Raw genomic sequence first — 22,398 nt, forward strand, 5'->3', positions numbered from 1 at the left:
AGGCGCGCCAATCGCCCATCAAGGGCACGGCGTTACGTTGCGAATAGGACGGGTCCGGGAATACGGGGGCAAGATCACAGACAATCCCGCACCTTCCGCAAAGCGGTCACTCCACACTCCAAATAGGCATGGACTCACTCGTTGCTGAGGCTATAGTGGATGTAACGAATACGTACTCGCGCCAGTTTCAAGGTACCGATGGAGCCAACGGCGTGGTGCCGGGTTTCGCAGAATTTTTATAACTGGATGTATAGACAGTTAATGCAGTCAGAATCAAGACTACAAGCCACATCCAGGAGAAATCGATGACCAACTTATGGAGCAGCGCCCAACTTATAGAGCAGGTTTTGCTCTGGACATTACGTTGGGCGTCACTAGAACCGCAAGCGCGATGAACAAGCCCGCAAAGAAAAGCCTACTCGCAGAGCATCCTTCTTTAGTTCTGCTAATAACGCTTTTTGCTGCTGCAGCTGTTTGGACTTCGTGGCTGTGGTTTGGCGTTGAATCAGTCCACAAGCGCATCGCAAGCCTTTCCGGCCAACATGCAGCTTCGTCCCCTTCAAGTCAAGCCTCTGGCGCATCTGTGCCTCTTCAGCAAGCAGATCGCCAAACTTACTTCACAGAGGTTGGACTGGCGGGAGACTCGTTTGGCGGCTTGAACGCTCTGCTTACGGCCATAGCAGGCGCTTTAGTGGCGTGGGCAGGGTTCATGCAGTACCTGTCTCTTCGCGAATCCCGGGAAGAGAACAGAGAGGAGCGGCGCGCACGACAACGACAGGAATTCGAATCTCTCTTTTTCAGAATGCTCGATCTAAGTCGAGACCTAACTGAGAGGATTCAGTCTTCAAGCGGAAGCTATCTTCTTGCCAAAGGGCCAGTGCTCGGCGATTCCACCAGGAGTGGTGCGGCAGCACTTGATAGCTTTGCTGCCAATATGAAGCAAGGCTGGAAGGAAGGCGTAGACGCAGAAGAAGCCATGCGAGGGCTCGTTCAGCACTTTCGCAAGCATGCATACAACGCAAATCCATCGGCGTTTGGTCCGTACTTCCGACTTCTGTTTCAGACCTTTAAACACGTGGCCGAGTCATCTCTCGAAGAGAAAGAGAAGATTCAATACGCGAACATCGCCCGCGGCCAAATCAGCGAGGGCGCGGTGCTACTTCTTGCGCTGAACGGCCTAACTCCTTTTGGTCACAGGTTTATTCGCTATATCGAGGAGTTCGGGTTGCTTGAGCACATGCACACCGGCTACCACAAGGCCTACAAGGCGGCTCTACAAACAGGGTACAGACCTAGAGCATTCCTCGGCAGCAAAGAGCGCGCCGCCTATCCGCTTGAGATTGTTCCTATGCACGGCCCAAAGCACTTCGTGCAGAAACAGAGTTCGGAAGAAAGTACGCCACCCGTATCGCAATGACGCCCAACCCTTCCATCGAGAGGACGGCGCCCGGCAAGCCGGGCGCCGTCCTCTCATGTCAAACGTTAAACATCTATGCCCCAGCAAGTTATCTTTGTGGATATTGACGACACCATGGTGCGGTCTGTGGGCGTCAAGCGCATCCCAATGCCCGCGGTAATTGCGCAAGTGCGACGGCTCAAGGCAGAGGGAGCAACTTTGTACCTTTGGAGTTCCGGCGGTGCCGAATACTGCAAAACCACGGCGGTCGAGCTTGGTATTACCGATTGTTTCGATGGCTTCCTGCCCAAGCCCACGGTGTACATTGACGACCAGCCCGTCCATGAGTGGCGGTTTTGCAAGCATCTGTATCCGTCACAGGCCGAGAATGTTTAACATGCCAATCGACTCGGACCCACAACAGCAGAAGGCGGCTTTGCCGCAAGTTGTTGCGGCCCGGTCATCTTCACGTTAGAACGCTTCCTCCCATGGAAATCATCCACCGCAGACATTGGACAAGCCTAAACTCGGCTGCTGAAAATGGCGACCCAGAGGCTCAATGGGAAGTCGGCTACTTCCATCAGACCGGCGCAAAAGACAAATCTGGGAACGTGTTAGCCTCGGTGAGCCTCGCCACGGCAATGAAGTGGTATCAAGCATCAGCTGCACAGGGAAATGCTCGAGCTCAAAGCACATTGAGCACAATATTTAGTTCTGGAGGAGAAATCGTCCAAGACTTTCCGCTTGCAATTAACTGGGCGAGAAAGGCTGTGGCACAAGGCGATTCATCGGCTGCATTCAACCTTGCGACCATTTACCGAGATTTGGGAAAACCGAAGTTGGCATTTCGTTGGTACCAACGTGCCGGCTCCATGGACGACACTGATGCATTCTTGCAAATCGGATTGTGCTATCTCTTTGGCTTCGGCACCAAACAAGACTTTGGCTCTGCCTTGTCAGCTTTTGAGCGCATCATCATTTGCGACCCAGCCACCTCCTGCCAACGCTCGAAGGAAAATGCGCGGTACTGGATTTCTGTACTCCGTCTCATCCGTGGACCGGGAACAAAGAACGCTATCGCACAAGTTCGATCATTGCTTGAGATTGCAAATGCTGACGATGATCACGAACAAGCCAACGAACTTCTCAACCTCATCGGGAAGAACTGCTATCTCACAGCGGTCTAACACTACAATCCACCGGACCGGCCTAACGGCCTTCTGGTGATTTTCAACGTTATACGGCTCTATGAGCTCTCTGCTTGACCGAGCATCAGACTTCGCGTTCGCACGCCTCAAGGAGGCGGGCAACGACATTTCGCGATTGCCGATACCCCTCCAGACGGTCGCTGTCATTTACTCCGTTCAGGGGATCATCGACAACGGTGGCCTTGAGTATCTCTTTGAGAGCGACTTTGATGGCACACCGGAATACTCGTTCTTTGTAGAAGCGTACCGGAGAGTCGGCGCAGAAAGCGCCGCCTCATGTATTGAAACGGCTGCAGCGATGTTTCCGTTTCCGCAACCACACCTCCATGAGGACAAACGCCAGCAGTGGCTCGAAAACGTTCGCGATGATGAGGGCCATCTATTTGTGAAACTAAGCCGTAAAGTGTGTGGTGATGAAGCAGTATTTGCCAAGCTTGCTGAGTATGTGGACTCGAACCAAAATGCTTTCCAATCCGTATAACGGGTCGGCCCAGAGGCGACGGCCTTCGGCCGCGCCTGGCCTCCAACGTTAGAGCGCATTCATGGCCTCGGCATCCTCAGAACTCCTAGCCTATTACGCTTCAGGCAAGCCACTCGTCTGTGAGCTTGAGGTCAATCCTTACCTCTGCGAGTTTTGGCCGGTGGAAGAGCTGAACAAGTACAACGCCGAGTACCAAGTCCCGCAGTACGCCCCGGGCTTCTTCGGCTTTGCTACCAGCGGCGGAGGAGAAATGTTTGCGATCTCTCCAACAGGTGAAATCGTTTGCCTGCCATTCATTGGCATGGAGCCAGCCGTTGCGTTACCCATTGCTCAGTCCTGGGCTGCTTTCGAGGGCATGCTAAAAAATGCGCTCTCTCAAGAAACACCAGACAACTGATTGATTTCCATGGTGTTTTCAAGCGGTGCTGTCGGAGGGGACGAGCTGCATGCCCATGGTTTTGGCCTTCTGGGCGAGGTTGTGCAAGACGCGCTGACGGTAGCGTTCCTCGAAGTAGTCCTGCCCCTGATCGGTGTATTCCTCGCCGTTGGTGAGCATGGCGTAGATCAGTCGGGCCAGCTTGTGGGCAGCGGCTGTCACTGCCTTGGGTTTGTCCATGCGTGCACACATGCGACGGTAGTACGCGCCCAGCGCCGACTGGCTCGAACGCAAGGCCGCAGCGGCCAGACGCAGCGCCTGGGCCGCTCGGTTGGCGCACCGTTTGGTCTTGCCGCTCATGACCTTGCCTCCGGTGATCTTGGTGCCCGGACACAAGCCCAGCCAGGACGCGAAGTGCTTGTCCGTTTCGAAACGACTCATGTCCGCACCCACCTCGGAGACCACCACCAGCGCGGTGGTCACATCAATGCCGTCGATGCGGGTGAGGTCTACGCCGCACATCTGGAAGAGCTGCGTGCGCAGATCGAACTTCGGGGCATTGCGAGCGCGCCCGCGCTTTTTGCCTTTGGCTGGCTCGTCTTCGCGCACATGCAGGGCTTGCAACTGCGCCTGAACCTGCGCGTCGCACTCGGCCAATTGGGTGCCACAGAAGTCAAACGCGTCCAGTGCCTGCTTCAAGGCAAAGAGGTGTTCGGCGCGCCAACTGCCTTGCAGGCTCTTGGCGATCTCGTCCTCGCTTGCGCGGATGCGCGCGTTCCTGAGCTTGGCCAAAGCCAGGCCATCGCGCTCACCGGCGACGATGGCGCGCAGGATCTTCTGGCCCGTCTCACCAGCCACGTCGGAGATGACGTTGGCCAGCTGGATGTTCATCTGGGTCAGGGCCCGGCTCGGGTACGTCGTCTTGATCACTCTCTCAAACGGGATGCCTGTGCGAGGCGTCAATCGCCAAACGCAGGCTCACCAATGTCGATGACGCAGCCCATGACCACGCTAACCCGCGGGCAATGTGCACCATTGCTACTTCGGTCTTCGCCAGTGCTGCGTTCCACCATCCCACATTCCGCGCGCCAACGCCACGTGTTTCTTCGGAACGATTTGCGGCGCGGGCGGGCCGATTACTTCGCTAATCCCTCGCTCAAGCGGAGCGCCAACGGCAGGACACCAGGTACGCGCCACATTTTCGACATCCCGGGCCTGGCGTCCTGCCGTCGCCGCCCGCTTGGCTCGAACTTGAGCGACCGCTTTCCACTTTGTCATCCGGCTGCTCTTGGCCTATTCTGTTGAAAAACTCCCCTGAGTAAGTGTTCATCACATTTTCGGGGGTGCTTTACCCCTTGCCTTAAGTGAGATCGTCGATCCTGGGCCCTTCTATGGGGTCGATTTTCCAGTTACGACGACCCCGAGGGCGGCGCTCGAGTTTTTCAACACAATAGGCCGAAAGCGGAAAGTCAGCCGAGCGTACCCTATGTCCGACAGCATTTTGAGCGGTTGGTGAGTTGATCTGCTCAAGCATTTTGGGCCTCCTAAGAATCGTAGAAGCCGGCTGGTCAAAGTCAGGCAGCGATTGTGACCTGACTGTCGAGTTGAACGGAAGAGGGTTCACGCCGGAGATCCAGTCGTAAGAACTTTGGCGGCGAAGTAAGCCAGTCGCATCAACTTTGACCCAAACCGGGCCGACCCTACGGCGCGCGGTTTTGGAAGCCCTTGATTTTTTGAATCTCCCAGAGCAGTTACTGTGGCGCCCTACGATGAATGCGCCCTTGGACTGAAGGAGCATTTGCGCTGCTTTTCGCCTGCTTTTGCGCGCTTTGCCATCCCGCAGGGCCAATAGCATCTGTCCACACGGCGGTCTTTCGGGGTCGTCACTCGTGGCAGTCGCGGGAGGTGCAAGCCTTCCCGCGTTCAAATGCGGTGGCTTTGCAACATGCGGTTCTCGATCCCTGGGCTCACAGTCGCGCTATTCGTCGCCCTGCTCGGCGGGCCGGCCCTGCCGGCAGGGGCCGCGCCATCACCCAACATGCCAACTGTCGCTGCGTTGGCGCTGGCCCGACAGGTGATTGCCTCGGCAGACCACGGAGGCCTGCCTTTCGCCGTCGTCGACAAAAAGGCGGCCGTGATCGCGGTTTTCCTGGGCAACGGCCAACTCGTCGGCTCCACGCCGGTGCTGCTGGGGGCGGACTATGGCGACCGGGCCGTGCCGGGCGTAGGGGAACGCACCCAGAGCGGACAACTGCGAAAGGGCGACCGGGTGACCACAGCAGGGCGATTCGTCTCCCAGACTGGCCGCAACCTCGGGGGCGAATCCGTGGTCTGGATCGACTACGACAGCGCACTGGCTATCCACCGATTGCGCCCAGGACCGTCGCAGCGGCACCGCGCGACGCGCCTGGCCTCGGCTGACCCGCAAGCGCGCCGCGTATCGGCCGGCTGCGTGGTGGTGCCGGTGGCCTTCTATGAAGCTGTCGTATCGCCTGTGCTTGGTCGCAGCCGCGCTGTCGTTTACGTGATGCCTGAAGCCGGCGCGGCGGCGGACAAACTATTGGCCCCCAGCAACGCCTGAGCATGTCGCCGCTGAGCCCCGCAGTTTCTGCAGGGACTGGTTGGCATAAATAGAGGCCGAGTGGCAGCTGTCTTTGGCCAACGAGTGCGTGCAGACCAACGCCGTCGGGCAGGTCGACCCCACGCTCATGACGCCCTGGCCCTCATGACTCGGCCTTGTTCGTGTCGTCGCCCAGTACCACGCCTTTGCGCAATTCACGCACCTGAGCCAGGATGTTCTGGCGCACGTCTTCGGGCAACACGGTGGTCAGAGGCGAGGCCTGGCGCAGCTCCTGCGCGCGGCGGGTGCGGCCCAGGGCCTTGCGCCACCGGCCTTGGGCCAGGATGGTTTGCCACTCTTTCCAGAGAGTGCTGGAGCGCGACGGGCTGCCCTGCAGCCAGCGCTCCAGCGTGGCCTGCGCCTGTTGCAGCAGCGCGGGGTCGGCGCGCACGCGGCGCACGGCTTCTTCGTGCAGCGCGAGGCTTTGCAGGTCTTGTATCTGGTGGCGTGTGTCGTCGGCCGTCACCAGCACCTGAACCGCTGGCTTCGCCCGGCGCGAGCGCGCGGCGGCTGTGTCGGGCGGCGGCGGTTGCAGGGTGTCGCCGGCCAGCAAGGCCAGTTCGCCAGCCACCCCGAGGAGGGACATGACCCGCAGGTAGGTGCCGATGGAGGGGCCGGGGTCGCCGGCTTCGACGGCGCTGAGCGTGGTGCGCGAGATACCGGCGCGCTGGGCCATGGCGACCGTGCCCAGGCCCTGCGCCTTGCGCAGGCGCTTGAGGCGGTCGCCCAGCTGCAGGAGCAGGTGGCGTTCCAGGACAGCGGAGTGGTCGGAGGCGTTCATTTGTTCAGAATTTTAGGCAATTCATATAGTTTTGTCTATTTTTCTGGACAAACAATAACCTTCTGAAAAGCTGCCGCCACCCAAAACACCGCAGCTCATGCGGCGATTGCGCTCCACATTCACCGCGTTCGGTGCGGCGAATTGGCCGGACATTCACCGCACAGCACCGCACCGCACAGCGTCACGCCCGCAGCAAAAAGTCGCCCACCGACAGAACCTCGATCCCGCGACACGGGTGCATGGCGATCAGGTGGGCCTTGTCACCCGAGACGATGGTGACCACTTCGCCGCTCTTGGCGATGTCCCGCAATGGCTACGATGCGCACATCAGAACAAGCCTGAACCACAAGAAGGAACCCATGTCATCACCCACCCCAACCTCGCCAGCCCGGCTGTCCACTTTCGTCACCACACTCGCCTGGTTCGTGATCGTCCCGGCGGTGCTGGGCGGTGTCATCACGACACTGCAGAACATTCTTGTCTGGACCGTGATGCCTCTGGATCAGATAGCGCTGCCGTCCGGGCCAGGTACAGAGCACATGCCGCCGTTCGCCACTTTCATGTTTGAACACATTCGCGCAGTGCTTGCGGCGTTCTGGCTGATGACCGTCGTGTTGCTGGTGTCTGGCATCGGCCTGTTGCGGCGCAAGGAATGGGCGCGGCTGATGGTCATTGCCCTGATGGGGCTGAGCATCGTGTGGAACATCGCTGGCCTCTTCTTCCAGCAATCGGTTTTCTCTTCCATGACGGCCATGCCTGAAGTACCGCCGGAATTCCGCGCGCAGTTCGAGGGCATGGCCTCAACGCTGTGGGTCGTCTCAATTGCAATGGCGGTGGGCTTTTCGGCGGTGTCGGGCTGGCTGATCTGGCGCCTGAGTTCGGCGCCGATCAAGGCGGAGTTCGGGGTGGCGTCCTGAATTTGTAACCGCGCTTTGCGAACACTTGCATTGATGCTGACAACTCAACAACGAAGCTGGCCCACCATGCGGCTTCGACTTCGAAAGGAAAAAACCATGCAACGACGACTCCTCTTTCAGGCCCTGTTCGCAACCGGTGTCGGTGCCTTCGCGCTGCCCGCCATGGCGAAGGACCACAAGGACTGGCCGCCATCTGCGCAACGCGGCCACGGGAAGGGCAAGCCGCCCAAGTTCGACAAGGACCACCCCCGCCACTACAACGCCCGCGGCCACGCGTTCGGCCGCGGAAAGCGGCTGCCGGGTGAGTTTCGCGGTCGGCATTACGTCGTGACGGAATACTGGCGTTACCGCCTGCCGCGGCCGGCTGGGCACCAGCACTGGGTGCAGGTGGGGCCCGACTTCGTACTGGTCGTGGCCACCACGGGCCTCATCGTCAGCGTGGTCCTGGGCAACTGAGGCAGCGCCCTCAGATCAGAACTTCCTCACCTCGATCCCATGCTTCTGCAGCGCATACCCCATCTGCCGCGGCGTGATCTTGAGCAGGCGGGCGGCTTTGGCTTGGACCCAGCCGCAGCGCTCCATGGCCCAGACCAGGCGCTCGCGTTCGCCTTCGGGTTTGTCGTCGGCGCGTGGCGCGCTGGCGCTGCTGCCGGCTGAGGGGGACAGGGGCGCGTCAAAGCCGCTGTCCAGCGCTTCCAGGTCGGCCGGGCGGCTGTCGCCGGGGTCGAAGCCGTGGGGGACCGCGCTGGCGCCGTTGAACGCCGGCTGGCGCGGTGGCGGGTTACCCGGGATTTCGGTGATCGGGATTTCGGCCAGGCGGCTGGGGCGCACGGCGTCTTCGCGTTCGATGTGGTGCAGCACCTGCGTGAGGCAGCGGTTCTCGCGGCAGGGAAACGCCAGGTCGGTGATGAAGTCGTTGGCCGCCATGGTGGCGGTGCGTTCGACGCAGTTTTCCAGCTCGCGCACGTTGCCGGGCCAGTAACAGCTGGCGAGCACGCGCATGGCCTCGGGGCTGAATTTGGTGGCCTTGTCGTTTTCGCGGTTGAAGCGGTCCAGGAAGTGCTGCGCCATGGCGGGGATGTCTTCGCGGCGCTCGCGCAGCGGCGGCAGCTGGATGCTGACGACGTTGATGCGGTAGTAGAGGTCGGCGCGGAACTCGCCGGCCTGCACCATGCGTTCGAGGTTGCGGTTGGTGGCGAGGATGAGGCGCACGTCCACCTTCACCGGCGCACCGCCGCCCACGCGCTCGAAGCTACGTTCCTGCAGCACGCGCAACAGCTTGGCCTGGAAGGCGGCGGAGATGTCGCCGATTTCGTCGAGGAAGAGCGTGCCGCCGTGGGCCATTTCAAAGCGGCCCTTGCGCTGGCCCTGCGCGCCGGTGAAGGCGCCCTTTTCGTGGCCGAAGAGTTCGCTCTCCAGCAGCGATTCGGTGAGCGCCGCGCAGTTGACGCCGACGAAGGGCTCCTTGGCGCGCGGCGAGAGGCTGTGGATGGCGCGGGCCATCACTTCCTTGCCGGTGCCGCTTTCGCCGCGCAGCAACACGGTGGTGCGCGAGGGCGCCACCTGGTGAACCTGCTCGAAGACATTGAGCATGGGCTTGGAGACGCCGACGACCTGTTCGATCTTGGCGCGCTGGCCGCCCAGGGCCTTGTGCATGCGGCGGGTCTCGTCCTGCAGGGTTTCGGCGGCGGCGGTGACGCTGCGGTGCAGCAGCAGCGACTGGCCCATGAGCGTGGCGACCATGCGCAGCAGGCGCAGGTCGTCGGCGAACACGCGGCGTTCCTCGGGGTTGAGGCAGTCGATGACGAGCACGCCCAGGGTGCGGTGGTCGGCCCGTATCGGGGTAGCGAGCATGGCGACGGGGATGCCCGGGCTCTGGTCGGCGCCGCCGGTGCGGTTGAGGAACAGGGGCTCGGCGCGCACGTCGGGCACGGTGGCGGGCACGCCGCTGGCGAACACGCGGCCGACAATGCCTTCGCCCGCCTCGAAGCCCAGGCGCTGCTGCTCGGCCTGGGTCAGGCCGATGGCGCACAGGCCGGTGAGCCGGTTGTCGCCCTCGGCGACCACCACGAAGGCTCGGCGCCAGTCGAAGGCGTGGGTCAGGTAGTTGAGGGCCTCGCGGAAGGTCTTGTGGACATCCAGCGAGGTGGCCAGCGTTTTGCTGACTTCGTAGACCGCGTCCAGCTCGCGCCGGACCATGACAGGTGATGTGTTCACGATGGGGCTCCCATCTCCGGGTCGCTCGTGGGTTGCACCAGCAGTGGGACTCCACCGCAAAGTGACGACCTTGGGTTTGCTGCATTGCAAAAAACGTGCCGACGACATGCGTCGCAGGCTTTGCAACAAACCCGACAAGGCTCGCGGCGACGAACGGCGTTCTCCCGGCACAAAGCCCACACAAAACCCGCCAAAACCGCCTTTCGGGCGGTCCGAAGCGCATGGCACAGACGTTGCAAAAGGGGCTGCAACCCATCAATGCCAGGAGCCTGCCATGCCGGACCCCAGCCGCCCACAAGCACCTGCCCGCAGCGAGTCGCCCATCTATCTGGACTACGCCGCCACCACCCCGGTGGACCGCCGCGTGGCCAGCAAGATGTGGCCCTACCTGACGGAGCAGTTCGGCAACCCCGCCAGCCGCTCCCACGCCTACGGCTGGGTGGCCGAAGAGGCGGTGGAGCTGGCGCGCGAACAGGTCTGCTCGCTGATCAACGCCGACCCGCGCGAGATCGTCTGGACCAGCGGCGCCACCGAGTCGAACAACCTGGCGATCAAAGGGGCGGCCCACTTCCACAAGGCCAAGGGCAAACACCTGGTGACGGTGGCCACCGAGCACAAGGCTGTGCTCGACAGCATGCGCGAGCTGGAGCGCGAAGGCTTCGAGGTGACGGTGCTGCCGGTGCTGCCGAGTGGCCTGCTCGATCTGGACCAGTTCAAGGCATCGCTGCGCCCCGATACGGTGCTCGCCTCGGTCATGTTCGTGAACAACGAAACCGGCGTGGTCCAGGACATCGCGGCCATCGGCGCGATCTGCCGCGAAAAGGGCGTGCTGCTGCACGTGGACGCGGCGCAGGCGGCTGGCAAGGTGGTGATCGATCTGGACGTGCTGCCGGTTGATCTGCTTTCACTCTCGGCCCACAAGATCTACGGACCCAAGGGCATCGGCGCGCTGTACGTGCGCCGCAAGCCGCGCGTGCGCATCGAGGCGCAGATGCACGGCGGCGGCCACGAGCGCGGCATGCGCTCGGGCACCCTGCCCACGCACCAGATCGTGGGCATGGGCGAGGCCTTCTGGCTGGCGCGCGAACAGATGGCGAGCGACAACGCCCGCATCACCGCGCTGCGCGAGCGGCTGTGGGCCGGCATCAGCCAGCTGGAGTGCGTGGAACTGAACGGCGACCCGGTGCACCGCGCCTGCGGGTACCTCAACGCCAGCTTCAACTACGTGGAAGGCGAGTCGCTGCTGATGGGCATCAAGGGCGTGGCGGTGTCGTCGGGCTCGGCCTGCACCTCGGCCAGCCTGGAGCCCAGCTACGTGTTGCGCGCCATGGGCCGCACGGATGAGCTGGCGCACAGCTCGGTGCGCTTCTCCATCGGCCGCTTCACCACCGCCGAAGAGATCGACTCGACCATCGCGCAGGTCAGCGAGGTGGTGACGCGGCTGCGCGGCATGAGCCCGCTGTGGGACATGGTGCAGGCCGGTATCGACCTCAGCACGATCCAGTGGTCTGAACACTGATCTGGTCCCCATTCGATTTGTCACACACCCACCAGGAGCAACACCATGGCCTACAGCGAACAAGTCGTTGACCACTACGAGAACCCGCGCAATGTCGGCGCGTTCGATGCGAACGACGACAGCGTGGGCACCGGCATGGTGGGCGCGCCCGCCTGCGGCGACGTGATGAAGCTGCAGATCCGCGTGAACGCCCAGGGCGTGATCGAGGACGCGAAGTTCAAGACCTACGGCTGCGGCTCGGCGATCGCGTCGAGCTCGCTGGTGACCGAGTGGGTGCGTGGCCGCACGCTGGACGAGGCGCTGGCGATCAAGAACTCGGCCATTGCCGAAGAGCTGGCGCTGCCGCCCGTGAAGATCCACTGCTCCATCCTGGCCGAAGACGCCATCAAGGCGGCCGTGGCCGATTACCGCTCGCGCCACGGCGGACCGACGTCGGAGCCGACGACGGTCGAAAAGGACGCCTGCGAACCCCGCGGCCATTGAGGCCGAAACACTCCTGAGGAGAAATGCCATGTCCGCTGTGTCCGAAGCCGTCGTCGCCGAAGCGGCGCCCATCCCCGCCCTGCTCGACTTCACGCCGCAGGCGGCCGCCAAGGTGGCCGAGCTGATCCAGGAGGAAGGCAACCCCGACCTGAAGCTGCGCCTGTACGTCACCGGCGGCGGCTGCTCGGGTTTCTCGTACGGCTTCGTGTTCGACGACCAGATCGCCGAAGACGACACCGTGGTCTCGACCGGGGGCGTCTCGCTGGTGGTGGACGCGATGAGCCAGCAGTACCTGCTGGGCGCGCGGGTCGATTTCGAGGACGGCCTGGAAGGCTCGCGCTTCGTGATCCACAACCCGAACGCGCAGACCACCTGCGGCTGCGGCAGCTCGTTTTCGGTATGAAATGCCCCCCTGCGCCGCTTCGCGTCTTCCCCCACTCCAGTCACCTCTCGGGTTTTGCCCCCTCGCCCCTCTGGGGAGAGGGTTGGGGTGAGGGGCCCGCCCGCCACAGACAGCTGAAAGGAAATGCCATGCACGTCTCACTGACCCCCGCCGCCGCGCGGCACGTTGAAAAGTCGCTGGCCAAGCGCGGCAGCGGCATCGGTCTGCGCCTGGCGGTCAAGACCAGCGGCTGCTCGGGCTTTGCCTACGCGCTCGAATTCGTCGACACCGTCAACCCGGACGACCACTGCTTCGACAACCACGGCACCAAAGTCATCGTGGACGCCAAGAGCCTGGCCATGCTGGACGGCACCGAACTCGACTTCGTGCGCGAGGGCCTGAACGAGGGCTTCAAGTTCAACAACCCCAATGCCAAAGCCAATTGCGGCTGCGGCGAGAGCTTCGCGGTGTAGGAATGACACATGGCACTGCTGCAGATCGCTGAACCTGGCCGGGCTGTTGCTCCCCACCAGCACCGGCTGGCCGCGGGCATCGACCTGGGCACCACCAACTCGCTGGTCGCCACGGTGCAGAGCGCGGTCACGCGGGCGCTGCCCGACGAGGCGGGCCGCAACCTGCTGCCTTCGGTGGTGCGCTACCTGCCCGAAGGCGGCATCGTGGTCGGGCACGAGGCCCAGGCCAGCCAGGCCGAGGATCCGCAGAACACCATCGTCTCGGTCAAGCGCTTCATGGGCCGCCACCTGGCGGACCTGCGCGACGCCACCGGCCTGCCCTACCGCTTCACCGACGGCGCGGGCATGGTGGGCATCCAGACCGCGGCGGGCGAGCGCTCGCCGGTGCAGGTTTCGGCCGACATCCTGAGCGCCCTGCGTGTGCGCGCCGAAGCCTCGCTCGGCGGGCCGCTGGCGGGCGTGGTGATCACGGTGCCGGCCTACTTCGACGACGCCCAGCGGCAGGCCACCAAGGACGCCGCGCGCCTGGCCGGCCTGACCGTGCTGCGCCTGCTCAACGAGCCCACCGCGGCGGCCATCGCCTACGGCCTGGACAAGGCGGCCGAAGGCACCTTCGTGGTCTACGACCTGGGCGGTGGCACTTTCGACGTGTCGGTGCTGCGCCTCACGCGCGGCATCTTCGAGGTGCTGTCCACCGGCGGCGACTCGGCGCTCGGCGGCGACGACTTCGACCGCGCCATCGCCGAGTGGTTCTGCGCCCGCCACGGCATCGCCGGTGTAGCGGCCCTTTCGCCCGTGGCCCAGCGCGCGCTGCTGACGGCGGCGCGCGCGGCCAAGGAAGCGCTGTCGTCCCACGAATCGACCTCGCTGGCGCTGAGCCGCACCGAAGGCGACGCGCTGCAAGCCATCCTGAGCCGCGCCGAGTTCGCTCGGCTCGGCGCACCGCTGATCGCACGCACCCTGTCGGCCACCAGGCGCGCCCTGCGCGACGCGCGCCTCTCCACCGCCGACATCACCGGCGTGGTGCTGGTGGGCGGCTCGACCCGCATGCCGATCGCGCGCAGCGCGGTCAAGGACCACTTCGGCGTCGAGCCGCTGGCCGACATCGACCCCGACCAGGTGGTGGCGCTGGGCGCGGCCATGCAGGCCGACGTGCTGGCCGGCAACGGCAGTGGCGACGGCTGGCTGCTGCTCGACGTGTGCCCGCTCTCGCTCGGCATCGAAACCATGGGCGGCCTGGTCGAGAAGATCATCCCGCGCAATTCCACCCTGCCCACGGCGCGCGCGCAGGAGTTCACCACCTTCAAGGACGGCCAGACCGCGATGACGCTGCACGTGGTGCAGGGCGAACGCGAGGCCGTGGCCGACTGCCGCTCGCTCGCGCGCTTCGAGCTGCGCGGCATTCCCCCGGCGGTGGCGGGCGCGGTGCACGTCCGCGTGAGCTTCCAGATCGACGCCGACGGCCTGCTGTCGGTGACGGCGCGCGAACAGGGCACGGGCATCGAGGCGCACATCGAAGTCAAACCCACCTACGGCCTGGGCGACACCCAGATCGCCGCCATGCTGCAAGACGCCATCGGCGCCTCGGCGGCCGATATGCAGCTGCGCGCCCTGCGCGAAGCCCAGGTGGACGCCCGCCGCCTGCTCGACGCCACCGAAACCGCGCTGCAGGAAGACGGCGCACTGCTGAGCGAAACCGAAATGGGCACGATCCGCCAGGCCCTGTTCGCGGTGGCCGATCGGCTCGAAACCGAGGCCCCGGTGACCGAGCTGCGCGAGGCCACCAACGCCCTGTCGGCCGCCACCGACGCCTTCGCCGCGCGCCGCATGAACGCGTCCATCCAGCACGCGCTGGCCGGGCGCACCATGGACAGCCTGGCCTAGCGGCGGGGCGGGTCGTATGAACGCATTGACGCATTGAAAGACCGACATGCCCAAGGTTCGCATCCTGCCCCACCCCGACCTCTGCCCCGAGGGCCGCGAGCTCGACGTCCGGCGCGGTGCCTCGTTGTGCGAGAGCCTGTTGACCCACGGCGTGGCGATCGAGCACGCCTGCGAGATGGTGGCGGCCTGCGCGACCTGCCACGTGCACATCCGCGAAGGCGGCGCCTCGCTGGCCGCGCCCGACGACGAAGAAGACGACCAGCTCGACCACGCCTGGGGCCTGGACGCGCAATCGCGCCTGGCCTGCTGCGTGAAGCTGCGAGACACCGACCTCGTGGTCGAATTCCCGCGCCACACGCGCAACCATGCGCGCGAGCACTGACGGGGGTTCCTTCCTGCCGCAGCCGCGCGGTGCCAAACACGAGAAGCACCGAGCCCTGTCCGAAACAACACATTTCCGACATGGGCCAGAGGCCAGCCAATGCCTCCCGCTGACCAGACCCGACAAACCGGCCCGGCCAGGCGCTTCAGAAGGTGGTTTGAGAGGGAAAAACGGGTGGCATGCACCTTGCGATGAGGTAGGCAAAGGAAGCCGCCACATGCCCCGCAACCTCATCATCAACGACACCACGCTGCGCGACGGTGAACAAACCGCCGGGGTGGCGTTCACGGAGCACGAGAAGTGCGCCATCGCCAGCGCGCTGTCGGACGCGGGGGTGCCGGAAATGGAGATCGGCATCCCGGCCATGGGCGACGACGAGATCGCCTGCATCAACAGCATTGCCGCCCTGCGTCTGCCCGCGGCGCTGATGGTCTGGGGCCGCCTGACCGACGCGGACCTGGCCAGCGCGCTGCGCTGCGACGCCCACATCGTGCACCTCTCCATCCCCGTGTCCGACATCCACCTGCGGCACAAGCTCAAGCAGTCGCGCGAGTGGGTGCTGGCGCAGGTCACGCGCGTGATCGAGAAGGCCGCGGCGAGCGGGCGCCAGGTTTCGCTCGGCGCCGAAGACGCCTCGCGCGCCGACATCGGCTTCCTGATCGAGGTGGCGCAGCGCGCCCAGGCCTGTGGCGCGAACCGCCTGCGGTTTGCCGACACCCTGGGCGTGCTCGACCCGTTCAGCACTTTCGACGCCATCGCCCGGCTGCGCGACGCGCTGCACATCGACATCGAGATCCACGCCCACGACGACCTGGGCCTGGCCACGGCCAACACCCTGGCCGCGCTGCGCGCCGGCGCCACCCACGCCAACACCACCGTCAACGGGCTGGGTGAGCGCGCCGGCAACGCCGCGCTGGAAGAGATCGTGATGGGCGTGCGCCACCTGCACCACGGCGACACCGGTGTGGACACGCAGGCCCTGGTGCCGATCTCGCACCTGGTGGCGCGCGCCTCGGGCCGCCAGGTCGCGTTCAACAAGAGCATAGTGGGCGAGGCCGTGTTCACGCACGAGTCGGGCATCCACATCGACGGGCTGCTCAAGCACCCGTCCACCTACGAGGGCTTCGACCCGGGCGAACTCGGCCGCCAGCGCCGCACCGTGCTGGGCAAACACTCGGGCTCGCAGGCCGTGCGCCAGGCCTATGGCGCCCTGGGCGTGGCCATGGACGACGAAGCGCTCACCGGGCGCGTGCTCGCGCGCATCCGCGACCACGCCATGCGCGTGAAACAGGAAGCCACGCCCGACGAGCTGCGCGGCTTCCTGCGGGAAGCCCACGGCGCGGCACCGCAGACGGCCCACACAACGGCCATGGGGCTGGCATGAAGGCCGCGCTGAACACCACCACCAACGCGCCCACCCGGGGCACGCCCCGGGCCTCGTGGTGGTCGCTGCTGCGCGAGGACGCGCGCTGCGTGCTCGCCCGCGACCCGGCCGCGCGCAGCCTGCTGGAGGTCTGGACCATCTACCCGGGCGTGCAGGCGATCGCGCTGCACCGCCTGGCCCACGCGCTGTGGGCGCGCGGCTGGCGCTACCTGCCGCGCTGGCTGTCGTTCGCCGCGCGCTGGTTCACCCAGGTGGACATCCACCCGGGCGCGAGCATCGGCGCGCGCTTCTTCATCGACCACGGCACCGGCGTCGTGATCGGCGAGACCGCCGAGATCGGCGACGACGTGACGCTCTACCACGGCGTCACGCTGGGCGGCACCAGCTGGAACCCCGGCAAGCGCCACCCCACCCTGGGCCATGCGGTGGTAGTGGGCGCCGGCGCCAAGATCCTCGGGCCGATCCGCGTGGGCGACGGCGCGCGCGTCGCAGCCAACTCGGTCGTCATCGAGGCCGTGCCGGACGGCGCCACCGTGGTCGGCATTCCGGGCCGGGTGGTGGCGCCGGGACGGCGCACCACGCACGGCTTCGACCTTGACCACCACCTGATCCCCGACCCGGTGGGCAAGGCCATCGCCTGCCTGCTCGACCGCGTGGCCCAGCTCGAACGCCAGCAGGCCGCGTCGTCGCCCGCCTTCGCCAGCGCGGACGCCAGCTGCGGCGTCTGCGACGACCACTGCGCCGAGCCCAGCTTCTCGCACCCGCTTCGTCAACCCGCCACCATGGAATGAGAGACCCGATGGAAAACTTCATTCAACAACTCAAGGCCCTGTCGTCCGCCGAGGACTTCCTGCAGTACTTCGGCGTGCCGTTCGATCAGGCGGTGGTCAACGTCAGCCGGCTGCACATCCTCAAGCGCTTCTTCCAGTACATCCGGCAGCAGAACCTGCAGGACCAGAGCAACGAGGTGCTGCTGTTCACCAGCTACCGCGAGCAGCTGATGAAGGCCTACGCGGACTTCGTCAGCTCCACCCCGGCCCAGGAAAAGGTGTTCAAGGTGTTCCAGGACGTGGGCGGCCGGCAGCACGTGTCGGTCGACAACCTCAAAGCCTCGCTTCCACAACGCGCCACCGCCTGAAAGGAGCATGGACATGCACATCGTCGTCTGTATCAAGCAGGTACCCGACTCGGCGCAGATCCGCGTCCACCCGGTCACCAACACCATCATGCGCCAGGGGGTGCCGGCCATCGTCAACCCCTACGACCTGTTTTCGCTGGAGGAAGCGCTGCGCCTGAAGGACAAGTTCGGTGGCAAGGTGACCATGCTCTGCATGGGCCCGCCGCAGGCCGAAGAGGCGCTGCGCAAGTGCATCAGCTTCGGCGCCGACGACGCGGTGCTGGTGACCGACCGCGCCTTCGCCGGTGCCGACACGCTGGCCACGTCCTACGCGCTGGCCGCCGGCATCCGGCAGATCGCCAGCGAGCAGGCGGTGGACATCGTCTTCACCGGCAAACAGACCATCGACGGCGACACCGCGCAGGTGGGGCCGGGCATCGCCAAGCGCATGGGCCTGCAGCTGCTGACCTACGTCTCGCGCATCGTCGAGACCGACCTGGAGGCCCGCACCATCACGGTGGAGCGGCGCGCCGAGGGCGGCGTGCAGGTGCTCAAGACCGCACTGCCCTGCCTGATCACGATGCTGGAGAACACCAACGAGATGCGCTTCGCCAACCTGCCCGCCATGATCCACGCCGCCGGCTACCCGGTGCGCAAGTGGAACAAGGAGCAGGCCGGCATCGAAGACATCGGAAAGATCGGCCTCAAGGGTTCGCCCACGGTGGTGAGCAAGGTCTTCGGGCCGACGCCGCGCAGCGAAAAGGCCGACATGCTCGACATGGAAACGACCACCCTGCGCGACATGTCGCTCAACCTGCTGCAGAAGGTGTTCACCCGCCATCCAACCCTGGAATCCGACCTGTTGATGAAGGAGCTGTCATGACCGAACCCGCCGCACCCGCCAAACGCCCCGCCGGCCGAGGCCGCAACCTGGAGCTGTCGGACGAACTCAAGGCCTACAAGGGCGTCTGGGTCTTCATCGAACACGACCGGGGCCATGTGCACAGCGTGTCGTGGGAACTGCTGGGCGAAGCGCGCAAGCTGGCCGACAAGCTGGGCAGCGCGGTGGGCGCCGTGCTGCTCGGCGGCCCCGACGAGCAGCTGGAGAAGTTCGCCGCCGAGGCCTTCACCTTCGGCGCCGACACCGCCTACATCATGAAGGACCCGGTGCTCAAGGGCTACCGCAACGAGCCCTTCACCAAGGGCCTGACCGATCTGGTCAACAAGTACCAGCCCGAGATCCTGCTGCTGGGCGCCACCTCGATGGGCCGCGACCTCGCAGGCTCGGTGGCCACCACGCTGCTCACCGGCCTGACGGCCGACTGCACCGAGCTCAACATCGACCCGGCCACCCGCGCCCTGGCGGCCACGCGGCCCACCTTTGGTGGCTCGCTCTACTGCACCATCATGACCCTGGCCTACCGCCCGCAGATGGCCACGGTGCGCCCGCGCGTGATGCTCATGCCCAAGGCCGAGCCCGGCCGCGGCGGCGAGACGGTGCAGGAGACGCTGGGCATGGTGGAGACGCAGATCGTCACCAAGCTGCTCGACTTCATCGCCGACGCCAACAGCCACCAGATCAACCTGCCCTACGCCGACGTGATCGTCAGCGGCGGCAAGGGCATGAAGAACCCCGAGAACTTCAAGCTGCTGTTCGAGCTGGCGCGCGTGCTCGGCGGCGAAGTGGGCGCCACCCGGCCCTGCGTGCAGGCCGGCTGGGTGGAGGCGGAGCGCCAGGTCGGCCAGACCGGCAAGACCGTGCGGCCCAAGCTCTACATCGCCGCGGGCATCTCGGGCTCGGTGCAGCACCGGGTCGGCATGGACGCGTCGGACGTGATCGTGGCGATCAACACCGACGCCAATGCGCCCATCTTCGAGTTCGCGCACTACGGCATCGTGGGCAACGCGATGCAGGTGCTGCCCGCGCTGACCCAGGCCTTTTCCGCCCATCTGGCGCTGCGCAGCCGGCAGGTGGCCTGACCCGCTCACAGGAGAACGCGATGAAAAAACCCTCTCAATTCGATGCCATCGTCGTGGGCGCGGGGCCCTCGGGCAACGCCTGCGCCTACACCATGGCCAAGGCCGGCCTCAAGGTGCTGCAGATCGAGCGCGGCGAATACCCGGGCAGCAAGAACGTGCAGGGTGCGATCCTGTACGCCAAGGCGCTCGAAGAGATCATTCCCGATTTCCGCGAAGACGCGCCGCTGGAGCGCCACATCATCGAACAACGCATGTGGCTGCTCGACGAGAGCTCCTTCGTCGGCACGCACATCCGCAGCGAGGACCACAACAAGCCGCCGTACAACCGCTACACCATCATCCGCGCGCAGTTCGACAAGTGGTTCAGCTCCAAGGTGCGCGAGGCCGGCGCGCTGCTGATCTGCGAGACCACGGTGAACCACCTCATCATGGACGGCGACCAGGTGGTGGGCGTGCAGTGCGACCGCGAACAGGGCGACATCTACGCCGACGTGGTGGTGCTGGCCGACGGCGTGAACTCCACGCTGGCGCGCAAGGCCGGGTTCCACGGCGACATCCAGGCCGGCGACGTGGCGCTGGCCGTGAAGGAAATCCTCTTCATGCCCGAAGAGACCATCCGCCAGCGCTTCAACATCGGCGAAGAATCGGGCGTCGTCATCGAGATGATCGGCCGCATCACCGACGGCATGATGGGCACCGGCTTCCTCTACACCAACAAGGAGTCGCTGACCATCGGCGTGGGCTGCATGCTGGGCGACTTCAAGAACAACCCGAACCGCACCAGCCCCTACGTGCTGCTCGAACAGATGAAGCGCCACCCCGCCATCGCCCCGCTGATCGAGGGCGGCGAGATGAAGGAGTACTGCGCCCACCTGATCCCGGAAGGCGGCTTCCATGCCATTCCGCAGGTCTACGGCAACGGCTGGATGATCGTGGGCGACTCGGGTGGCTTCGTCAACGCGGTGCACCGCGAAGGCTCCAACCTCGCCATGACCACCGGGCGCCTCGCGGGCGAAGCGGTGATCGCCGCCAAGGCCGCGAACCGGGGTTTCGACAGCAAGGCGCTCAAGAGCTACAAGACCGCGCTCGACGCCAGCTTCGTGATGAAGGACCTGCACAAGTACCGCGACATGCCGGCCGTGCTGCACAAGAACCCGCAATTCTTCACCAGCTACCCCGACATGGTGGCGCAGGCCGCGCGCACCATGATCACCGTGGACGGCGTGGACAAGAAAACCAAAGAGCGCGAAATCTTTGCCCACTTTCGCAAGACCCGCAAACTCACCGGACTGGTGGGCGACGCGTACAAACTCTGGAAGGCCATCCGATGAACGCCATCACCGTCAATGTGGAAGAAAAGCTCTTCCAGAACCGCTACCGCGTCGACGCCGGACGGCCGCACATCCGGATCAAGGACGCCAGCGTCTGCACCAACGACTGCGTCGTCAAGAGCTGCACCTTCGTCTGCCCGGCCTCCTGCTACAAGACCGAAGGCAACGGCGCGGTGACCCTGATCACCGACGGCTGCCTGGAGTGCGGCAGCTGCCGCGTCATCTGCAGCGAACACCTGAACGTGGACTGGGAATACCCACGCGGCGGCCACGGCATTCTGTTCAAGTTCGGGTAGCGGTCCCACCCCGTTGCCTGCTCATCGCACGCAGCGGGCCATGAAAAGCGGCCAGCGCTCCATGTGTGCGTTGCCGTACGGACCGCAAGAATCGGACTGGTCACCATGCACCGTCCGCCTGCCTCTCTCGCCCCTGAGAGAACGCAGGCGCAACTGCCGAGGTGCCTCCCATGACCGCGTACCGAAGTCTCCAGGTGTTCAGCCATATCGTGCTCGGTTTGATGGCCACCGGCATCGCGTACGCCGCCGCCATCAGCGTCATTCACTGGACGGGCATCAGCGTCTGACGCGGGTGCAGACACATGAACAAGCGCCAGGCACGGTATTTCGCGATCGGCTCCACGCTGCTCGCCACGCTGATCTTTCTCGGCCTCACCATCGACAGCCACCGCCAGTTCCCGAAGCTGACGAACGCGCAGAACATCACGCCCGCGGTCACGCTGGGCAAGAACACCTGGCACAAGAACAACTGCATCAACTGCCACACCATCTTTGGTGAAGGTGCGTATTACGCGCCCGACCTGACCAAGATCGCACAGCAGCGCGGCGCGCCCTACCTGCGGGCCTTCCTGAAAGACCCGTCGAAGTTCTACGACGAGCAGCGCCACCGGCGGCTCATGCCCCAGCAGAACCTGAGCGATGCCGAGATTGACGGCCTGATCGCGTTTCTCGACTGGGTGAGCCAGGTGGACAACCAGGGCTGGCCACCGCGGCCGATCATGGTCACCGGCCTGGGCGCCACAGGAGGGAACGCGACTGTCCCCGCCGTGGCGGCGGCTTCGACGCCCGCAGGATCGACCTCAGCGGCAGCCACCTCCGACAAAGACCCGGTGGCCCTGGGCGAGCGGATGTTCAGAACCGCCGCCCCCGCCTGCACCGCCTGCCACTCCCTCACGGCGGGCGCCGACATGGCGGGCCCCTCGCTGGCGGGCATCGCCACACGCACGCAGCAGACCCTGGCCTCACCCGGCTACAAAGGCACCGCCACCGACCTGGCGAGCTACCTTCGCGAGTCCATCACCCAACCCAGCGCACACCTGGTCGCGGGCGCCATGTACTCGGCCAACGGGGTCTCGTTCATGCCGAACACCTACGGCAAGGACCTGACGCCCGAACAGGTCACCCACCTCGCGGCGTACCTGGCGACCTTCAAGTAACGGGCTGCGAAGCC

Annotated in this window: 26 protein-coding genes; 22 read left to right on the top strand and 4 right to left on the bottom strand. The window is 64.8% G+C overall.

Annotation, left to right across the window (positions count from 1 at the left end; translation table 11 throughout):
• Positions 1-391 precede the first annotated feature (391 nt).
• The 5 genes from AC07YZ_RS12055 to AC07YZ_RS12075 all read left to right on the top strand — a co-directional run bounded on the left by AC07YZ_RS12055 (position 392) and on the right by AC07YZ_RS12075 (position 3,482).
• Complete coding sequence (locus AC07YZ_RS12055; RefSeq protein WP_494794904.1) at positions 392-1,417, top strand: putative phage abortive infection protein; 1,026 nt, start codon at positions 392-394, stop codon at positions 1,415-1,417.
• 75 nt (positions 1,418-1,492) lie between these two features.
• Positions 1,493-1,792: a DUF705 domain-containing protein gene (locus tag AC07YZ_RS12060; RefSeq protein WP_494794905.1), complete on the top strand. Its 300-nt coding sequence runs from the start codon at positions 1,493-1,495 to the stop codon at positions 1,790-1,792.
• Between the two features lie 92 nt (positions 1,793-1,884).
• Complete coding sequence (locus tag AC07YZ_RS12065) at positions 1,885-2,583, top strand: tetratricopeptide repeat protein (RefSeq protein ID WP_494794906.1); 699 nt, start codon at positions 1,885-1,887, stop codon at positions 2,581-2,583.
• 61 nt (positions 2,584-2,644) lie between these two features.
• Positions 2,645-3,085, top strand: coding sequence for a DMP19 family protein (locus tag AC07YZ_RS12070; protein ID WP_494794907.1), 441 nt, complete (start codon positions 2,645-2,647; stop codon positions 3,083-3,085).
• Between the two features lie 61 nt (positions 3,086-3,146).
• Complete coding sequence (locus AC07YZ_RS12075) at positions 3,147-3,482, top strand: hypothetical protein (RefSeq protein WP_494794908.1); 336 nt, start codon at positions 3,147-3,149, stop codon at positions 3,480-3,482.
• Between the two features lie 18 nt (positions 3,483-3,500).
• On the opposite strand, the gene AC07YZ_RS12080 is transcribed toward AC07YZ_RS12075, so the two are convergent.
• Positions 3,501-4,391: an IS110 family RNA-guided transposase gene (locus tag AC07YZ_RS12080; protein WP_494794909.1), complete on the bottom strand. Its 891-nt coding sequence runs from the start codon at positions 4,389-4,391 to the stop codon at positions 3,501-3,503.
• Positions 4,392-5,406: 1,015 nt separating this feature from the next.
• On the opposite strand from AC07YZ_RS12080, the gene AC07YZ_RS12085 reads away from it, so the two are divergent.
• Positions 5,407-6,042, top strand: a complete 636-nt coding sequence (locus AC07YZ_RS12085; RefSeq protein ID WP_494794910.1) for a L,D-transpeptidase — start codon at positions 5,407-5,409, stop codon at positions 6,040-6,042.
• Between the two features lie 142 nt (positions 6,043-6,184).
• Here AC07YZ_RS12085 and AC07YZ_RS12090 read toward each other — a convergent pair whose 3' ends face one another.
• Positions 6,185-6,862, bottom strand: coding sequence for a helix-turn-helix transcriptional regulator (locus tag AC07YZ_RS12090; protein ID WP_494794911.1), 678 nt, complete (start codon positions 6,860-6,862; stop codon positions 6,185-6,187).
• Positions 6,863-7,043: 181 nt separating this feature from the next.
• On the bottom strand, positions 7,044-7,172 hold the full coding sequence (locus AC07YZ_RS12095; protein ID WP_494794912.1) for a hypothetical protein: 129 nt from the start codon (positions 7,170-7,172) through the stop codon (positions 7,044-7,046).
• Positions 7,173-7,221: 49 nt separating this feature from the next.
• Here AC07YZ_RS12095 and AC07YZ_RS12100 point away from each other — a divergent pair, with 49 nt between their 5' ends.
• Both AC07YZ_RS12100 and AC07YZ_RS12105 read left to right on the top strand, forming a co-directional pair.
• The gene (locus AC07YZ_RS12100) at positions 7,222-7,779 is read left to right on the top strand and encodes a DUF2127 domain-containing protein (protein WP_494794913.1); all 558 of its coding nucleotides are present in this window, start codon (positions 7,222-7,224) and stop codon (positions 7,777-7,779) included.
• A 96-nt stretch (positions 7,780-7,875) separates the two neighbouring features.
• Complete coding sequence (locus AC07YZ_RS12105) at positions 7,876-8,235, top strand: RcnB family protein (protein WP_494794914.1); 360 nt, start codon at positions 7,876-7,878, stop codon at positions 8,233-8,235.
• 15 nt (positions 8,236-8,250) lie between these two features.
• Here the strand turns inward: AC07YZ_RS12105 and nifA are convergent, their stop codons facing one another.
• On the bottom strand, positions 8,251-9,978 hold the full coding sequence (nifA, locus tag AC07YZ_RS12110) for a nif-specific transcriptional activator NifA (protein WP_494795171.1): 1,728 nt from the start codon (positions 9,976-9,978) through the stop codon (positions 8,251-8,253).
• A 292-nt stretch (positions 9,979-10,270) separates the two neighbouring features.
• Between nifA and AC07YZ_RS12115 the strand changes: the two genes are divergently transcribed.
• From AC07YZ_RS12115 to AC07YZ_RS12180, 14 genes are all read left to right on the top strand, one after another.
• A complete protein-coding gene (locus AC07YZ_RS12115; RefSeq protein WP_494794915.1) occupies positions 10,271-11,515 on the top strand; it encodes an IscS subfamily cysteine desulfurase in 1,245 nt (414 codons plus the stop codon).
• A gap of 45 nt (positions 11,516-11,560) precedes the next feature.
• Positions 11,561-11,998 (top strand): Fe-S cluster assembly scaffold IscU, encoded by a 438-nt coding sequence (gene iscU, locus AC07YZ_RS12120; RefSeq protein ID WP_494794916.1) that lies wholly within the window; start codon positions 11,561-11,563, stop codon positions 11,996-11,998.
• 28 nt (positions 11,999-12,026) lie between these two features.
• Positions 12,027-12,401 (top strand): iron-sulfur cluster insertion protein ErpA, encoded by a 375-nt coding sequence (gene erpA, locus AC07YZ_RS12125; RefSeq protein ID WP_494794917.1) that lies wholly within the window; start codon positions 12,027-12,029, stop codon positions 12,399-12,401.
• Between the two features lie 128 nt (positions 12,402-12,529).
• Complete coding sequence (gene iscA, locus AC07YZ_RS12130) at positions 12,530-12,853, top strand: iron-sulfur cluster assembly protein IscA (RefSeq protein WP_494794918.1); 324 nt, start codon at positions 12,530-12,532, stop codon at positions 12,851-12,853.
• A 9-nt stretch (positions 12,854-12,862) separates the two neighbouring features.
• A complete protein-coding gene (gene hscA / locus AC07YZ_RS12135) occupies positions 12,863-14,737 on the top strand; it encodes a Fe-S protein assembly chaperone HscA (RefSeq protein WP_494794919.1) in 1,875 nt (624 codons plus the stop codon).
• Positions 14,738-14,783: 46 nt separating this feature from the next.
• Entirely contained in the window at positions 14,784-15,119 is a 336-nt protein-coding gene (gene fdx / locus AC07YZ_RS12140; protein ID WP_494794920.1) for an ISC system 2Fe-2S type ferredoxin, read from the top strand.
• Between the two features lie 217 nt (positions 15,120-15,336).
• Positions 15,337-16,503, top strand: a complete 1,167-nt coding sequence (nifV, locus tag AC07YZ_RS12145) for a homocitrate synthase (protein ID WP_494794921.1) — start codon at positions 15,337-15,339, stop codon at positions 16,501-16,503.
• Positions 16,500-17,294 carry a serine O-acetyltransferase gene (gene cysE, locus AC07YZ_RS12150; protein WP_494794922.1) on the top strand — a complete coding sequence of 265 codons (795 nt, stop codon included), beginning with the start codon at positions 16,500-16,502 and terminating at the stop codon, positions 17,292-17,294. Before nifV ends, cysE begins: the two co-directional genes overlap by 4 nt.
• A gap of 8 nt (positions 17,295-17,302) precedes the next feature.
• Entirely contained in the window at positions 17,303-17,641 is a 339-nt protein-coding gene (gene nifW, locus AC07YZ_RS12155) for a nitrogenase stabilizing/protective protein NifW (RefSeq protein ID WP_226492193.1), read from the top strand.
• Positions 17,642-17,654: 13 nt separating this feature from the next.
• On the top strand, positions 17,655-18,503 hold the full coding sequence (locus AC07YZ_RS12160; RefSeq protein WP_226492192.1) for an electron transfer flavoprotein subunit beta/FixA family protein: 849 nt from the start codon (positions 17,655-17,657) through the stop codon (positions 18,501-18,503).
• Entirely contained in the window at positions 18,500-19,600 is a 1,101-nt protein-coding gene (locus AC07YZ_RS12165) for an electron transfer flavoprotein subunit alpha/FixB family protein (RefSeq protein WP_226492191.1), read from the top strand. Before AC07YZ_RS12160 ends, AC07YZ_RS12165 begins: the two co-directional genes overlap by 4 nt.
• Positions 19,597-20,931 carry an FAD-dependent monooxygenase gene (locus tag AC07YZ_RS12170; RefSeq protein ID WP_226494692.1) on the top strand — a complete coding sequence of 445 codons (1,335 nt, stop codon included), beginning with the start codon at positions 19,597-19,599 and terminating at the stop codon, positions 20,929-20,931. Before AC07YZ_RS12165 ends, AC07YZ_RS12170 begins: the two co-directional genes overlap by 4 nt.
• Positions 20,928-21,227 carry a ferredoxin family protein gene (locus tag AC07YZ_RS12175; protein WP_226492190.1) on the top strand — a complete coding sequence of 100 codons (300 nt, stop codon included), beginning with the start codon at positions 20,928-20,930 and terminating at the stop codon, positions 21,225-21,227. Before AC07YZ_RS12170 ends, AC07YZ_RS12175 begins: the two co-directional genes overlap by 4 nt.
• Before the next feature lie 302 nt (positions 21,228-21,529).
• Positions 21,530-22,384 carry a c-type cytochrome gene (locus AC07YZ_RS12180; RefSeq protein WP_494794923.1) on the top strand — a complete coding sequence of 285 codons (855 nt, stop codon included), beginning with the start codon at positions 21,530-21,532 and terminating at the stop codon, positions 22,382-22,384.
• Positions 22,385-22,398: the final 14 nt, after the last annotated feature.

Source organism: Hydrogenophaga sp. GW101-3F08, assembly GCF_059424585.1.

What these genes read in the sequence shown, in the direction of transcription:
- nifV (WP_494794921.1), top strand. Translation starts at nt 15,337, where the DNA reads ATGCCCCGCAACCTCATCATCAACGACACCACGCTGCGCGACGGTGAA.
- cysE (WP_494794922.1), top strand. Translation starts at nt 16,500, where the DNA reads ATGAAGGCCGCGCTGAACACCACCACCAACGCGCCCACCCGGGGCACG.
- AC07YZ_RS12085 (WP_494794910.1), top strand. Translation starts at nt 5,407, where the DNA reads ATGCGGTTCTCGATCCCTGGGCTCACAGTCGCGCTATTCGTCGCCCTG.
- AC07YZ_RS12055 (WP_494794904.1), top strand. Translation starts at nt 392, where the DNA reads ATGAACAAGCCCGCAAAGAAAAGCCTACTCGCAGAGCATCCTTCTTTA.
- AC07YZ_RS12180 (WP_494794923.1), top strand. Translation starts at nt 21,530, where the DNA reads ATGAACAAGCGCCAGGCACGGTATTTCGCGATCGGCTCCACGCTGCTC.
- AC07YZ_RS12100 (WP_494794913.1), top strand. Translation starts at nt 7,222, where the DNA reads ATGTCATCACCCACCCCAACCTCGCCAGCCCGGCTGTCCACTTTCGTC.
- AC07YZ_RS12105 (WP_494794914.1), top strand. Translation starts at nt 7,876, where the DNA reads ATGCAACGACGACTCCTCTTTCAGGCCCTGTTCGCAACCGGTGTCGGT.
- iscA (WP_494794918.1), top strand. Translation starts at nt 12,530, where the DNA reads ATGCACGTCTCACTGACCCCCGCCGCCGCGCGGCACGTTGAAAAGTCG.
- AC07YZ_RS12060 (WP_494794905.1), top strand. Translation starts at nt 1,493, where the DNA reads ATGCCCCAGCAAGTTATCTTTGTGGATATTGACGACACCATGGTGCGG.
- AC07YZ_RS12065 (WP_494794906.1), top strand. Translation starts at nt 1,885, where the DNA reads ATGGAAATCATCCACCGCAGACATTGGACAAGCCTAAACTCGGCTGCT.
- AC07YZ_RS12160 (WP_226492192.1), top strand. Translation starts at nt 17,655, where the DNA reads ATGCACATCGTCGTCTGTATCAAGCAGGTACCCGACTCGGCGCAGATC.
- AC07YZ_RS12115 (WP_494794915.1), top strand. Translation starts at nt 10,271, where the DNA reads ATGCCGGACCCCAGCCGCCCACAAGCACCTGCCCGCAGCGAGTCGCCC.
- erpA (WP_494794917.1), top strand. Translation starts at nt 12,027, where the DNA reads ATGTCCGCTGTGTCCGAAGCCGTCGTCGCCGAAGCGGCGCCCATCCCC.
- hscA (WP_494794919.1), top strand. Translation starts at nt 12,863, where the DNA reads ATGGCACTGCTGCAGATCGCTGAACCTGGCCGGGCTGTTGCTCCCCAC.
- AC07YZ_RS12175 (WP_226492190.1), top strand. Translation starts at nt 20,928, where the DNA reads ATGAACGCCATCACCGTCAATGTGGAAGAAAAGCTCTTCCAGAACCGC.
- AC07YZ_RS12090 (WP_494794911.1), bottom strand. Translation starts at nt 6,862, where the DNA reads ATGAACGCCTCCGACCACTCCGCTGTCCTGGAACGCCACCTGCTCCTG.
- nifA (WP_494795171.1), bottom strand. Translation starts at nt 9,978, where the DNA reads ATGGTCCGGCGCGAGCTGGACGCGGTCTACGAAGTCAGCAAAACGCTG.
- AC07YZ_RS12165 (WP_226492191.1), top strand. Translation starts at nt 18,500, where the DNA reads ATGACCGAACCCGCCGCACCCGCCAAACGCCCCGCCGGCCGAGGCCGC.
- AC07YZ_RS12075 (WP_494794908.1), top strand. Translation starts at nt 3,147, where the DNA reads ATGGCCTCGGCATCCTCAGAACTCCTAGCCTATTACGCTTCAGGCAAG.
- AC07YZ_RS12070 (WP_494794907.1), top strand. Translation starts at nt 2,645, where the DNA reads ATGAGCTCTCTGCTTGACCGAGCATCAGACTTCGCGTTCGCACGCCTC.
- iscU (WP_494794916.1), top strand. Translation starts at nt 11,561, where the DNA reads ATGGCCTACAGCGAACAAGTCGTTGACCACTACGAGAACCCGCGCAAT.
- nifW (WP_226492193.1), top strand. Translation starts at nt 17,303, where the DNA reads ATGGAAAACTTCATTCAACAACTCAAGGCCCTGTCGTCCGCCGAGGAC.
- fdx (WP_494794920.1), top strand. Translation starts at nt 14,784, where the DNA reads ATGCCCAAGGTTCGCATCCTGCCCCACCCCGACCTCTGCCCCGAGGGC.